The organism is Cyanobacteria bacterium GSL.Bin1, from assembly GCA_009909085.1.
In the GTDB taxonomy this organism is placed as follows: Bacteria; Cyanobacteriota; Cyanobacteriia; order Cyanobacteriales; family Rubidibacteraceae; genus Halothece.
The window spans coordinates 1-12262 of sequence record JAAANX010000055.1; the positions used below are offsets into that span (position 1 = coordinate 1).

General features: G+C 44.2%; 18 protein-coding genes. 10 read left to right on the top strand and 8 right to left on the bottom strand.

Features of this window, described 5'->3' with window-relative positions:
- Positions 1-394: hypothetical protein (locus GVY04_05885; GenBank protein ID NBD15679.1), on the bottom strand; the 394-nt coding region annotated here is incomplete at its 3' end.
- A 57-nt stretch (positions 395-451) separates the two neighbouring features.
- Between GVY04_05885 and GVY04_05890 the strand changes: the two genes are divergently transcribed.
- The 4 genes from GVY04_05890 (at position 452) to GVY04_05905 (ending at position 3423) form a co-directional block, all read left to right on the top strand.
- Positions 452-679 (top strand): hypothetical protein, encoded by a 228-nt coding sequence (locus GVY04_05890; GenBank protein NBD15680.1) that lies wholly within the window; start codon positions 452-454, stop codon positions 677-679.
- 55 nt (positions 680-734) lie between these two features.
- On the top strand, positions 735-1442 hold the full coding sequence (locus GVY04_05895) for a hypothetical protein (protein ID NBD15681.1): 708 nt from the start codon (positions 735-737) through the stop codon (positions 1440-1442).
- Between the two features lie 10 nt (positions 1443-1452).
- A complete protein-coding gene (locus GVY04_05900; protein ID NBD15682.1) occupies positions 1453-1737 on the top strand; it encodes a hypothetical protein in 285 nt (94 codons plus the stop codon).
- A 171-nt stretch (positions 1738-1908) separates the two neighbouring features.
- Positions 1909-3423 carry a BCCT family transporter gene (locus tag GVY04_05905; GenBank protein ID NBD15683.1) on the top strand — a complete coding sequence of 505 codons (1515 nt, stop codon included), beginning with the start codon at positions 1909-1911 and terminating at the stop codon, positions 3421-3423.
- A gap of 212 nt (positions 3424-3635) precedes the next feature.
- Here GVY04_05905 and GVY04_05910 read toward each other — a convergent pair whose 3' ends face one another.
- Positions 3636-3821 carry a hypothetical protein gene (locus GVY04_05910; GenBank protein ID NBD15684.1) on the bottom strand — a complete coding sequence of 62 codons (186 nt, stop codon included), beginning with the start codon at positions 3819-3821 and terminating at the stop codon, positions 3636-3638.
- Between the two features lie 423 nt (positions 3822-4244).
- Here GVY04_05910 and GVY04_05915 point away from each other — a divergent pair, with 423 nt between their 5' ends.
- The 4 genes from GVY04_05915 to GVY04_05930 are packed head-to-tail and all read left to right on the top strand — an operon-like array spanning position 4245 to position 6407.
- The gene (locus tag GVY04_05915) at positions 4245-4631 is read left to right on the top strand and encodes a ferredoxin--nitrite reductase (GenBank protein ID NBD15685.1); all 387 of its coding nucleotides are present in this window, start codon (positions 4245-4247) and stop codon (positions 4629-4631) included.
- 20 nt (positions 4632-4651) lie between these two features.
- Entirely contained in the window at positions 4652-5056 is a 405-nt protein-coding gene (locus GVY04_05920) for a DUF309 domain-containing protein (GenBank protein NBD15686.1), read from the top strand.
- Complete coding sequence (locus GVY04_05925) at positions 5046-5432, top strand: hypothetical protein (protein ID NBD15687.1); 387 nt, start codon at positions 5046-5048, stop codon at positions 5430-5432. Before GVY04_05920 ends, GVY04_05925 begins: the two co-directional genes overlap by 11 nt.
- A gap of 6 nt (positions 5433-5438) precedes the next feature.
- Positions 5439-6407: a folate-binding protein gene (locus GVY04_05930; protein NBD15688.1), complete on the top strand. Its 969-nt coding sequence runs from the start codon at positions 5439-5441 to the stop codon at positions 6405-6407.
- A gap of 95 nt (positions 6408-6502) precedes the next feature.
- On the opposite strand, the gene hisB is transcribed toward GVY04_05930, so the two are convergent.
- From hisB to raiA, 3 genes are all read right to left on the bottom strand, one after another.
- Positions 6503-7132: an imidazoleglycerol-phosphate dehydratase HisB gene (gene hisB, locus GVY04_05935; GenBank protein NBD15689.1), complete on the bottom strand. Its 630-nt coding sequence runs from the start codon at positions 7130-7132 to the stop codon at positions 6503-6505.
- 53 nt (positions 7133-7185) lie between these two features.
- Complete coding sequence (gene fabI, locus GVY04_05940; protein NBD15690.1) at positions 7186-7962, bottom strand: enoyl-ACP reductase FabI; 777 nt, start codon at positions 7960-7962, stop codon at positions 7186-7188.
- 165 nt (positions 7963-8127) lie between these two features.
- Complete coding sequence (gene raiA / locus GVY04_05945; protein ID NBD15691.1) at positions 8128-8820, bottom strand: ribosome-associated translation inhibitor RaiA; 693 nt, start codon at positions 8818-8820, stop codon at positions 8128-8130.
- Positions 8821-9265: 445 nt separating this feature from the next.
- Here raiA and lipB point away from each other — a divergent pair, with 445 nt between their 5' ends.
- A complete protein-coding gene (gene lipB / locus GVY04_05950; protein ID NBD15692.1) occupies positions 9266-9907 on the top strand; it encodes a lipoyl(octanoyl) transferase LipB in 642 nt (213 codons plus the stop codon).
- A 162-nt stretch (positions 9908-10069) separates the two neighbouring features.
- On the opposite strand, the gene GVY04_05955 is transcribed toward lipB, so the two are convergent.
- From GVY04_05955 to coaD, 3 genes are all read right to left on the bottom strand, one after another.
- Positions 10070-10651: a LysE family transporter gene (locus tag GVY04_05955; protein NBD15693.1), complete on the bottom strand. Its 582-nt coding sequence runs from the start codon at positions 10649-10651 to the stop codon at positions 10070-10072.
- 125 nt (positions 10652-10776) lie between these two features.
- Positions 10777-11403 (bottom strand): hypothetical protein, encoded by a 627-nt coding sequence (locus GVY04_05960; protein ID NBD15694.1) that lies wholly within the window; start codon positions 11401-11403, stop codon positions 10777-10779.
- A complete protein-coding gene (gene coaD, locus GVY04_05965) occupies positions 11331-11864 on the bottom strand; it encodes a pantetheine-phosphate adenylyltransferase (GenBank protein NBD15695.1) in 534 nt (177 codons plus the stop codon). The genes GVY04_05960 and coaD overlap by 73 nt, the downstream gene beginning before the upstream one ends.
- A gap of 58 nt (positions 11865-11922) precedes the next feature.
- Here coaD and GVY04_05970 point away from each other — a divergent pair, with 58 nt between their 5' ends.
- Positions 11923-12228: a hypothetical protein gene (locus tag GVY04_05970; GenBank protein NBD15696.1), complete on the top strand. Its 306-nt coding sequence runs from the start codon at positions 11923-11925 to the stop codon at positions 12226-12228.
- Positions 12229-12262: the final 34 nt, after the last annotated feature.

The following is a 12262-nucleotide window of genomic DNA, read 5'->3' on the forward strand; positions in this document are numbered from 1 at the left end:
GTAAGCCCCGTCGAGGTGTCGGGGGCAATGTGCCTAGATAACTGGCGTAGGGGAGCAATGCCCATTCGTGAGGATGGGAAGCCAGCACTCTAATCTTTGATTGAGTGCTGGAGGATGTCACGAAGGCTAGGTTGACTTCTGCTGCGCCACCCGATTCAAGCATGAGAAAGTGCAATCCAGACACCCCAATCACTACCCCGGCAATTAAATCGCCAAGAATCGGAGGCAGCTTAATCACTGCTGCCAGTTCTCGGAATACGCCACAGGTGAAAAAAATCATTAGGCTGAGCAAACTTAGCGCGATCGACAGGGCTTTGGAATAGCCTTCGCCACTTTCTCCAGCAGTGGCTAATAAAGGCAGCCACACCGTATAGGATCCAATAATTGACAACATTCTTCAAGGGGGTAAAAGAGTAAACTTGAAAGTTTATTAAGAGTAGAGTTAACAAAATTGCTTCTTTTTGTCAAGTTTAATGGCAAGGCGGCGAGGGGGAAGTCAGCGGTCACACTCAACATCGCCCTTGCCCATGCCAATCAAACGGTTGAATCTCTAGCCGTCTCTCTAGGAGAAGCGTTTGGTGTATCTCAATTTCTGGTGACTGGCTCATCCATTGTTGTAGCGATCGCGCAAACTGATAGCAAGTTTCTCGTTCTGAATGGTCTTAAAGCCTTTACATAAAATTTTTACCTTTTGGTGTGATAGTTGAACAAAGTTTTGTTGGTGCTTCTATCAGGTGCGCGATCAAATCTTCGATTTGCTGCCAGTTGCCATCACGCTGAGTGTAAGAGCAATTCGTTCTCACACTTCAATTCTCACTGTTAATTTAACCCAGATATTATTATTCACGATGAATCTCCGCTCTCTCATACTTGCCTTATGCTTAACCGGTGGGGCTTTTTCTTGGTCAGTCAAGGCAGAAGCTGAACCTCCGACCTTAGCCCAAGTCGAAAAGACGGAGGTTAGCGAATCATTGCCTTGGGAAATGTTTTCTCCCACTGTCGGAAAATACGTGATTGATTTGCCGGGAAATCCGGAAAAACAGACCGGCACCAGTATGATTTTAGAGCGTGAACTGGAGTGGAATGTCAATTCAGTCTTGGTTTCCGCCATTGATGAAGTCGATCTATTTGAGTTTTATCTAGTTGCTTATCTTGATATTCCTCGGAAATTGCGCTATCAGTTTTCCCAAAAAGAGTTGTTGGATGCAACCGTGACCAGCATTGTCAATGATGTTGAGGATGAACAACTTCAGGCGACCCTAGCCATTGAAGAGATTGCCTTTCAGGGATTGCCCGCTCGGCTGTTGACGGGGGAAGGGTTTGGACAATATTTTGTTGCCACTGTCAGCATGACCGACGATCGCGTTTATTTACTGCTCGGCATCGATGATGACGCGGTTAACTTTGAACGCTTTTACAATTCCTTTAGTTTAGTCCCTTAAACCAATGCTGATGATGAAGCTTATTTCCAGTTTAGTTTTAGCCATTCTTACGCTTCCCTTGATGACCCCCTTAGCCCGAGCGGATGACAGTCTCGGAGAAGTGATTGAGGATAGTATCCGTGATGAAATTCGGGACGACATTCGGGACGACATTCGTCGCGATATTTGTCGAAGAAGAGAAGAACAGGGACGTGAGACTGATGTCTGTGATACTCTCGAAGACATTGATCAGTTTGGAGATACACTCCGCCGCGGTAGAAATCGAATCCGCGCGATCGATGCAATTTTTGACTAGGCGACCTACTTCCAACTTCAACTGATGAGAAGTTTTGCACAGTTTCTTTGGTGGCTCGTCTCATCCCATTACGGTTACTCCTTAACTGAATTTCGTATCACTTGTGCTGCTCAATTAGTGTATGATGCGCTACTTGCCAAAACTCATTCTTTCTAGGAGATCAACTTTAAAATGTTTAAAAAGCCAATAACATTTTTAGCATTAGTGCTTAATGGTCTCGTTGCTTTTTTTGGACTCTGGAATGCTCAAAAACTAGCTGAGTTTGCCCAAGCAACGACCAACACTCTGTTTGAGAGTCGGGGCTGGTTTATTATGTTGTCTGTCACTACTTTTGTGATCGTTTGTCTCTGGCTCGCTCTGTCTCCTTACGGTCGCTTAAAGCTCGGTCAGGAGGATGAAAAACCGGAATTTTCAACCATTAGTTGGCTGGCAATGTTATTTTCCGCAGGAATGGGGGTCGGTCTTCTCTACTGGGGGTCTGCTGAACCCTTATCCCACTTTGCCCTCGCGCAGCAATCACCGTTTTTTCAGAGTAATCAAGCAGCAGCGACGGGTGCTCTATTTGTGACAAACTTTCATTGGGGAATCCATGCTTGGGGAATTTTTTCTTCTTTAGCCCTGATTATTGCGTTCTTTAGTTTTCGCAAAGGAACGCCAACGCTCATTAGCGCGCCAATTCGGGAAATGTTTAAGACAAAACGATGGTCTGGGGCGGTTGCTGCTGCTTGCGATTTGATGGCTTTCACTGCGGTTTCGGTTGGGGTTGCCGGATCCATTGCCATGGGAGTCTTCCAAGTGCAAAGTGGGATTGCTTATGTCTTTAATTGGGGTCAAACAGGGCTTCCCCTTGCTCTCGGCATTTTTGCCCTGTTATTTGTGTCTTATCTGCTGCCCCTTACCGTTGATCTGAGTCGGGGCATGAGTTTAATTTCCAATGCCTGCATGGCGATCGCGAGCGTTCTTCTAATTTTTGTGCTGATTACGGGTCCTACCCACTTTCTGATGGACACGATTGTCGATACATTGGGCAGTTATGCCGCCAATGTTCTCCAGCATGGGTTGAGTACCTATACCTTTGAAGGGGAAGTGGGACGAAGCTGGTTTAAATCTTGGACCCTAACTTACATGATTTGGTGGATTGCCTGGGCTCCTTTTGTGAGTGTTTTTATTGCTCGGATTTCTCGGGGTCGCACGATTCGAGAATTTGTCTTAATGGTGATGTTGGTTCCAACGCTGTTTTCTCTGGTCTGGTTCGGGGTTTTTGGGGGAGGCGCTTTTTATGCGGTTCTCCGTGAGGGACTCCCCTTGCTGGAATCGTTGGAAACGAACTTAGATGGTCTTGCTTTTGAAGTTTTAAGTTTATTCCCCCTAAGTCAAATTACTGTTCTCGCAACCATTCTGGTATCGTTTTTGTTTGTTGTCACCAGCGTTGTCAGTGCTGCTTATGTTTTAGCCATGTTTTCCGATGATGGCAATCCTGATCCAAGTTCGAGAGGAAAGCTAACTTGGGGGGTGATTATTGGACTCCTTGGCGTGATTATGATTCTCACTGGCAATATTGAGGCGGTTCGAGCCATTATTGCTTTGGGAGCTATGCCCTTTGTTTTTATCATCCTCTTGCTATTGATGTGTTTACTGAAAGACCTAAAAACAGTTAAATCTAAGGAAACGATTACTCATGAGTAATTTTGTTGACACTGCTTTAAATATTAGTGTTTTTGTTTTTATTGGAATTCTGATTTGGCTATATTTTGAAGAATGAATCGCTTTTTTTTCTTCACTTAGAAGATATTGATGACTTTCGGGGTACCCTTCTCCGCGTACAGGGTGCGCCTCAATTCCCATGATTAGACTCCGTAAAGCCACAAATTGGCGTCCTATGTTACTGCTAAGATTATCTATCTCTCTTTCTGCTCTGAGAGGACCATTTCACCACGCAGGCGATCGCTTGATTCTTCAAGCCATGCCTGATCGATTGCTACTTGATAAGCTGGGTGAAGGCTCTGCCAAAGAGCATCAATGAGCTGTGCTCTCTCGAATGCTGAAAGCTTCAGAGCTGCTTCTCTAAGGAGAATGCTATCCATAGTTTATTCGCACCCGATTCGTCTTTGATCCATTGTATCAATCCCATCTTCCCGATCCCACATCGCAGCGATGGCCTCTCGATTTCTGTACCTATCACAGGGATCATCCTTCATCTTCTTCACCAAACGCGATCGCAGTTGGAAAATGGTAGAATCTAAATTATCAGACCTCTTGCATGAATCAAACTGCTAGTAACGGAATGGCTGGAGAACCGACTCCACAAGAAAGTAACAAACTTCAGTCCGGGTTAAGCGGAGGCGGGGAGAGCAAAGTCTAAATTTAAAGCATTCAACCACTTAAAAATACCTATCCAAAATTGCAGCGCATTTAAGGAGACAAACCCATAGATTGATCTTCATAGCCTTACTAAGGCAAGATAGAAAATAATAAATAAAAAATTGGAAATTGCAATAATAAGGAACATGACTAGCAACACCGAAAACCAAACTGAAAATCAAAACTCTAAGGTCAGCCAAGAATCTACGTTAAACATTATGCGCAATTTTTCCCAAACCTATGCCAAGCGCACTGGGACGTATTTCTGCGCTGATTTATCGGTTACCTCTGTGGTAATTGAAGGGTTAGCAAAACATAAAGAGGAACTCGGTGCCCCCTTGTGTCCTTGTCGCCACTATGAAGACAAAGAAGCGGAAGCGAAACATGGGTATTGGAACTGTCCTTGTGTCCCCATGCGGGAACGGAAAGAATGCCACTGTATGCTCTTTTTAACCGAAGATCACGACTTCGCCGGAGACAAACAAGACATTGACTTAGACTACATCAAAGAAGTTCGTGAAAGCATGGGATAAGCCATTGATCCTGACCAATTATGCCATCATCTTCCTTTTGGCAAGGCATCACAGAATTTAATGAGCAACAGTTCTATGCGTGTCACGATACCTTTGAGGAGCTGTGGATGGAAGCAGAGGTATTTGACCGCGACTTCTATCAGGGACTGTTGCAAATTGCTGTTGGCTGCTACCATCTCAGTAATTCTAACTGGCGAGGGGCAGTCATTTTATTAGGGGAAGGAATGGGACGCTTAGAAAAGTATGAACCGGTTTATTCAGAAATTGATGTCACCCAACTCATTGAGCAAAGTTGTGATCTCCTCGAAGCCTTACAAGGCATTGGACAAGAAAACATTAGCAGTTGGGTGGAGCATCTCCAAGCAACTGCTCTACCCAAAATTGTGACCAGAGAAGGCGGTCAAGGGGAAAATCATGATTCCTAAAATTACCGATTCCCGGGCATGGGAACAAACGCAAATGCTGATGCAACCAGCTTATATTCGAGTGGTTGATAATTTACGTAAAGCTCTAGAGGAATCAGCTTGGCGAGAAAGCTATCAAGAAGTCCAAACCCCGATTCCCGGTTATGAATTGTGTTTAAGTTCTCAGGATCAAGAAATCAAAGTTAATTTATGGGAACTGTGTTTTGAAGTCTGTTTTCAAGACTATCAACGAGGCAGTGTTCCCATTGATTCAGAATTAAACGTTGCAGTAGATACCTCTCTCTTAAACCCAGAAACAGGGGAAGTGGACTGGGAAAAATTAGATGTCAAAGCCAAACAACAAGTGGAACACTTATTTGCAAGCTTAAAACAGTAGAGGAACATGAATCGTCATTCAGAACAAAAGCAAATTGCCCGTCAACAGGTAGGGATTTATAAACACACCCACAGTGGAATCATTGCATTAACTGGAGAAGACTGTTTACAGTTTCTCCATAATCAAACGACGAATGAGATTAAAAGCCTCAAACCCGGTCAAGGTTGCCAAGCCGTTTTTGTGAATGCCACGGGTCGCACTCTGGATCTGGCGACCGTTTATGTGACAGAAGAAACGGTTTTACTACTGCTTTCAGCGAAGCGGACGCAATTTTTAATGGAATGGCTTGATCGGTATTTGTTCCCGATGGATCGCGTCACTTTGAATAACGTTTCTGAAAGTTATACCATCTACACCCTGATGGGAGAAAAAAGTCCAGCCTTAATGGAAAAGTTAGGAATAGAGACAACCTTAGAACAATCTTTTGCCACTCATCAAATGACAACGATTCATGAGATGCCAGTGCGTCTTGCCGTGGGAACCGAAATCGCTCTTCCGGGTTATACTTTGATCGTCGCTTCTGAAAACGCCTCCGCATTGCAAGATACTCTAACTAATACCGGTGCAGTTCCCATTTCCGAAACAGCTTGGGATGAACTCAGTTTAGAACAAGGCAGACCTTTACCAGACTATGAACTAACAGAAGACTATAATCCCCTCGAAGCCGGTCTCTGGGAAGCCATTTCCTTTGATAAAGGCTGTTACATTGGTCAAGAAACGATCGCGCGCCTCAATACTTATCAAGGGGTCAAACAACGGTTGTGGGGACTGCGCTTATCACAACGGGTTGACCCTGATACACCGATTACTCTCGACGGGAAGAAAGTGGGAAAACTGACGCGAGTTTTGGAAACAGAAGAAGGAGTGAAAGGCTTAGGTTATATTCGCACTAAAGCTGGGGGAGAAGGGTTAAAAGTAGCAATTGGAGACGCAGAAGCAGAAGTCATCGCTGTTCCCTTTTTGACCCATCAGTAATCGTTCGGGATCGGTAATCACGCCTCACCAAGGTAATAGACAGATCCTCCAACCAAGTTCGTGCAGTTAGAGTCAGGGTGGATTGAAGGAACTGATTAAAGCACTCCCTTAGAACTCGGAACTTGACCACAGCGACGGGGATCGAGTTCTACTGCAGCCCGACACGCCCTGGCAAATGCCTTAAAGGTGGCTTCGATAATGTGGTGAGAGTTAATTCCATCTAGCTGACGAATATGCAAAGTGATTTGGCTATGATTGACCACAGCAACAAAAAATTCTCTCACCAGTTGCGTGTCATAGGTTCCTACTCGTTGCGTTGGAATTTCCAAGCCATAGCTAAGATGAGGACGACCGGAAAAATCTAATGCCACTTGAATCAAGGCTTCGTCGAGAGGGGCAATAAAATGACCAAAGCGGTGAATCCCTTTCCGATCTGATAAGGCTTGAGCAAAAGCTTGACCGAGGGTAATGCCAACATCTTCGTTGGTATGATGATCATCAATTTCGATGTCTCCTGTGGCTTGAACTTCCAAGTCAAATAAGCCATGAGACGCCAGTTGATGAAGCATGTGGTCAAGAAACGGAATGCCAGTGTTCGCTTGACACTTCCCTTCTCCATCTAAATTTAAAGTAACAGCAACATCGGTTTCTCCTGTGGTACGAGAAACCGATGCCGTACGCGGTGTGAAGGAAGCGTTAGCAAGAGGACGCTCAGAAAGTTGCATGATCTAAATTAAACCTAAAAACAAAAAATAACTAAGGACAAATGACAAACCAATTACATCCCCATAATGTTATATCCAGAATCAACATATAACACTTGTCCAGTAATCCCACTGGCGAGATCGCTACATAAGAAAGTGGCAGCATTACCCACTTCCGTTTGTGTAACCGTTCGTTTGAGGGGGGCAACTGTTTCGACATGATGAATCATATCTAAAATACCTCCCACGGCAGAGGATGCCAACGTCCGAATCGGTCCTGCAGAAATCGCATTCACCCGAATATTTTGTTCCCCTAGTTCCGCTGCAAGGTAACGCATACTCATTTCTAAGCCTGATTTGGCAACTCCCATCACGTTGTAGTTAGGAACCACTCGTTCTCCCCCCAGATAAGTGAGGGTGACAATACTTCCCCCATCCGTCATTAGCGGTTTTGCGGCTTGCGCCAACCGCGTTAGGGAATAGGTGCTAATGTCTAAGGCTTGCTTAAATCCATCGCGGGAAGTTTTGCTAAAATCCCCCGAGAGTTCTTCTTTTCCAGCAAAGGCTAAGCAGTGGATGAGAATATCGAGTTTTCCCCATTTTTCAGCTACGGCTTGGAAGGTTGCCTCAATTTGCGCATCATCTTGGACATTACAGGGGACAAATAAACTGGGGTTGAGGGGAGATACTAATTCTCTGACCTTTTTTTCAAATTTTCCGCGATCATCGGGCAGATAAGTGACTCCCATTTCTGCGCCCGCTTGATGAAGTTGCTGGGCAATTCCCCACGCGATCGAGCGATTATTAGCAATCCCTGTAACGAGGGCTTTCTTCTGACTTAAATCCAGCATTGATGGTTAGGTGTAAGTTACAGCCATTCTAGATTATCAAACAACTGAACTTTAATCATCAGAGACCAAACAAGGAAAGCAGAGCCAGTAGACAGGAGAAAGGGAGTGGTATTTATTGATCTGTTTACCTTGTCTTCTCCCTTTCTTTTTGACCGCTGACCCGCCTTACACTTCCGCAGGAGGGCACTCATTCAGTTCGTTGTCTGCATCCATTGGGGCAACTTGCTGGGCTTTACGGTCACCGCCATGGACTTTTTCATACAGCATGCCATGGGTATGACCATTGCCGTTGCGAGGTTGGATCACACCATATCCCCCGTGATTCCGTTGGTAAATCACGTTGATTTCATTCGTCTCTTGATTCCGGAACACATAAAAATCATGATCCACCAGCTGGAGTTGCTCTTTTGCTTCCATGACTGTCATCGCAGGCATCGCAAAATATTTGACCCGAACCACGTCTTCTGGAAGTTCTGGGGCGCGATCATCAACTAAGTTGCCATCAACTGGTTGAGGGGCAACGGTTTCTGCTGTTTTTGGGCTATCATGCGTTTTTTTGTGCAAATGTTTTTCTTTATATTTACGAAGCTGACGGGCAATTTTATCGGCAACTAAATCAATGCTGGCGTATAAATCTCCACTTTGCTCTTGCGCTCGAATCACTTTCCCGTTGGCGTGAACGGTGACTTCTGCTTTCGTGCGATCGCTGACGCGAGAATTAGGGGCGACTGATAAATGGACATCCACTTTTGAGGTGATTTGTTGGAAGTGTTTGACTGCATTTTCCAGTTTTTCTTCAACATAATTGCGGATGGCTTCAGTTACTTCAATGTTATTGCCCTGAATCAAAAGCTTCATTGTTAGCTACTCCATCTTCTAACATTTTTTAATTGATTAATCTTCTTTCCCAAATTGGCTTTGGGCTAAGAAGATTATTGTATCTTCAATGACACTAAGCAAGCAATTAGGCTTAATTTTTAATTAAGAAATCCTTAGTGGATTGGCATAAATTTTCCCTGGATTGTTTGCCGATTTGCTAATAATAGTTTTTCGGACTACAGCATGGCTAAATCGTAAAAAGCACCAACATTTTTCCTTCTCTTGAAGTTCCTTATAATTGGGGTGAACTTTTGATCAACTGAAGGGATTTGTTGATGATAAAGGATATCTCCTCCCTTGTCCTGTCTTTTCTGTTTCTACCCTAACACTTTGTGTTCTGATTAACGATCAGGTCTGATGTGCTTTTTAATGGTTGTTAACATTTCTTGGTAATATTGAGAAAAATGAAGGAAATTTGATCGAATTGAAACGATTTTGTTGTTTAAAGCAGCAAGGAATTGTGCCATATACAGTGGCATGGCAACAGCAGCGATCGCTGATTAATGAGCGCTTGCATAATCCTGACCTTGATGATGTTCTCCTCTTACTAGAACATCCGCCGGTTTATACCCTGGGGACCGGTGCAACGGAACAATACCTTAAATTTGACCCGGCAAACAGTACAGTGCCTTTATATCGCACAGAACGAGGCGGAGAAGTTACCTATCACTGCCCGGGTCAACTGGTGGGATATCCCATTTTGAACCTACGCTATTATCGCTGTGACTTGCACTGGTATCTCCGACAACTGGAAACGGTCTTAATTCGCACTCTCGCCGACTACGGTTTAACCGCCGAACGAGAAGTGGGATTGACGGGCGTGTGGGTAGAAGGGGTAAAAGTGGGCGCGATCGGAATTAAAGCCAAACGATGGCTAACCATGCACGGCTTTTCCTTAAATGTCTGTCCCGATCTGAGTGGATTTTCTCAAATTGTTCCTTGTGGCATCCGCGATCGCGCTGTGGGCAGTCTCCAACAATTTTGTCCGGATATTACTTTATCCGATGTACGCACAACCCTCATCCGCCACTTTGCAGAAGTGTTTGCCGTAGAACTTTATGAATGAAAGGTCAGCACTCACTAGTCAGCAACTACCAAGACAAGAAGGGAGATCGTGAACAGTGAAAGCCAGCGATGGCAATTATTTTCGGTATCTAACCAGAAAAATTCAACTGTCGGCTGTGCTGATGGATTAACTAGCTAACAATTGGACAATGGGATTGCAGCATCAACTTTTGACAATCAGATAAGTGCCGGAACCAATCATCAAACTTCCAGAAGCGACCTTTGCCGGTTTGGCGATTGAGAATCTCAGAGCGATTGTTGCTACTTTTTTAGCGAGAACTGCATAAGTCAGCTTTACTCCTCCCACAGTCACAATAATGATCCCAAGCACCCAGGCTATCTTAGCGTAGCCCAAGGTTGAAGGCTCTAAGAAGGTTGGAAAAAGACTGGCATAGAAAAAAATAGCTTTTATATCCCCCAACGTTACCAATAAACCGGTTAGGAAGCTGGCTACAAGCCCACTCCTTGAGGGGGATTGCTCCAATTTGATGGTCTGATTTCGACTCCTGATCAGGTTGATACCAAACCAGATCAAGTAGATCCCTGCTGCGTATCTAATCAACAGAAAAAATGTTCCCATAATTTCTGAGAGAGCTGTCAAGCCCAGAATAGCTAACATGGCAAAAATGAGATCGCCTAAGACAATGCCAGCTGAAACCGCTGTGCCATGCCATAAACCTAATGTCGCAGCATGAGTCACTACCAGAGCGACGCTAGTACTGGGAATCGCAGCCAGAGTCAGCATTATCGTAACAAGAGCTAGGCTATTCATTAGATTTTTTAGTTTAAGTTTGTGACTTGATAAAATAAATCGTTTCTCAGCCACCAGTTGCCAAATCACTAATGACCAATGACTAATAACCAATAACCTTAACTCGCTTTCCGCTTCGGCTTTTGCTTTTGCGGCGCTTCCTTCCCTTCAGTAACGTTGAGGGTTGCTCGACCATTGCGAGTCACCTTAAGCATTTCCTTCAAATCATTTTCTAAATCCATTAGTATGGATGCTGCATATTCCTCTGCTTCCCGACGCAATTGTTCGCATTCGGCTTCTGCTTTTTGGCGGAGTTGTTGAATTTCTTGCCAAGTGGCTCGACGAGACTCATCACATTCTTGCTGGGTTTGAGTTTGGATTTGTGCCGCTTCTTGACGGGCTTGCTGAACAATCCGCGTTTGACTCTTAATTTGCTCAGCTTCTTGGTGAGCTTGTTCTAACAGAGAGTGACGCTCTGCATGAGCTTGTTGAAGGATACTCTGCTTTTCTTCCAAGATGGAATAAGCTTCATCGAAAGCCGCATCAAGGTTGTCCCAGACCTCATCCATACTACTAAAAAACTCCTCCTCATTAATAAACTTATAAGGAGTAAAGGGAAGATTATGGCTAGTACTGATACACTCTTCCACCTTTTCCAATTTTTTTTGGATGATTAATTGTTCTGGGGAAGGTTGGTTTTCTGATGGGTTGGATTCGGATTTGCTGTAGGAGTTATTGCGTAACATTTATACACATCTTGGGCAACACTTTTAGGAATTAGATGCTCAACCGAGCCACCGAAACGAGCAATTTCTTTAACAACACTGCTACTGAGAAAACTATACTCATTGGACGTCGCCAAAAATACAGTTTCCATGCCTTCCCAAAGGGTGTGATTGGTGTGAGCCATTTGTAACTCTTTTTCAAAATCGGATAACACCCGTAACCCTCGCAAAAGCACTTGAGCATTTCGTTGCTTGGCATATTCTACCGCTAAGCCAGCAAATTGATCGACTTCTACACTAGATAAATGCTGAGTACAATTTTTAATTTGCTGGATACGCTGCTCCGCAGAAAAGAGCGGTTCTTTTTTAGGATTACACAAAACTGCCACGATCACGCGATCAAACAGCTGTGTTCCCCGTTCAATAATATCGAGATGCCCAAAGGTAATGGGATCGAAACTACCAGGGTAAATTGCAATCACCAGTCTTCCTCGGGAATAAATTAGGCTTACAGTGAGGATTATAGTCGTAGATCTCGTTTTGACCAAGTCTTTTTTCCTTTCATGTAAGATTCATCAACCAGAAAGAGGAATAATTGCTCAATATTACAGGAAATTTTACACTGATGAGAGCAGAATCGCTCAATTATCGGCATTTTTCAGTACTTTCACGAAAGTATATTCTTACTTTTGGCTGCTAACGCCTGAATCATTTGAGGAAGGAACAGAAGGCTTTGGTTTAACTCAGGTTTCATCTCAAGGCAGCGATCGCGACATAACTGGTTTTGACCCCATTTCAGACCTTCTTTCCGCATCAAGGCATCACCTAAGCCTTGAATTTTCATGAGGACAAGTTTTGAGACGAGAGAAATTTCAGGTGG

Coding starts and splice junctions, on each gene's coding strand:
- GVY04_05920 (NBD15686.1), top strand. CDS start 4,652: ATGCCATCATCTTCCTTTTGGCAAGGCATCACAGAATTTAATGAGCAA.
- GVY04_05955 (NBD15693.1), bottom strand. CDS start 10,651: ATGCTGACTCTGGCTGCGATTCCCAGTACTAGCGTCGCTCTGGTAGTG.
- GVY04_05930 (NBD15688.1), top strand. CDS start 5,439: ATGAATCGTCATTCAGAACAAAAGCAAATTGCCCGTCAACAGGTAGGG.
- hisB (NBD15689.1), bottom strand. CDS start 7,132: ATGCAACTTTCTGAGCGTCCTCTTGCTAACGCTTCCTTCACACCGCGT.
- GVY04_05960 (NBD15694.1), bottom strand. CDS start 11,403: ATGTTACGCAATAACTCCTACAGCAAATCCGAATCCAACCCATCAGAA.
- fabI (NBD15690.1), bottom strand. CDS start 7,962: ATGCTGGATTTAAGTCAGAAGAAAGCCCTCGTTACAGGGATTGCTAAT.
- GVY04_05900 (NBD15682.1), top strand. CDS start 1,453: ATGATGAAGCTTATTTCCAGTTTAGTTTTAGCCATTCTTACGCTTCCC.
- GVY04_05905 (NBD15683.1), top strand. CDS start 1,909: ATGTTTAAAAAGCCAATAACATTTTTAGCATTAGTGCTTAATGGTCTC.
- GVY04_05925 (NBD15687.1), top strand. CDS start 5,046: ATGATTCCTAAAATTACCGATTCCCGGGCATGGGAACAAACGCAAATG.
- raiA (NBD15691.1), bottom strand. CDS start 8,820: ATGAAGCTTTTGATTCAGGGCAATAACATTGAAGTAACTGAAGCCATC.
- GVY04_05910 (NBD15684.1), bottom strand. CDS start 3,821: ATGGATAGCATTCTCCTTAGAGAAGCAGCTCTGAAGCTTTCAGCATTC.
- GVY04_05915 (NBD15685.1), top strand. CDS start 4,245: ATGACTAGCAACACCGAAAACCAAACTGAAAATCAAAACTCTAAGGTC.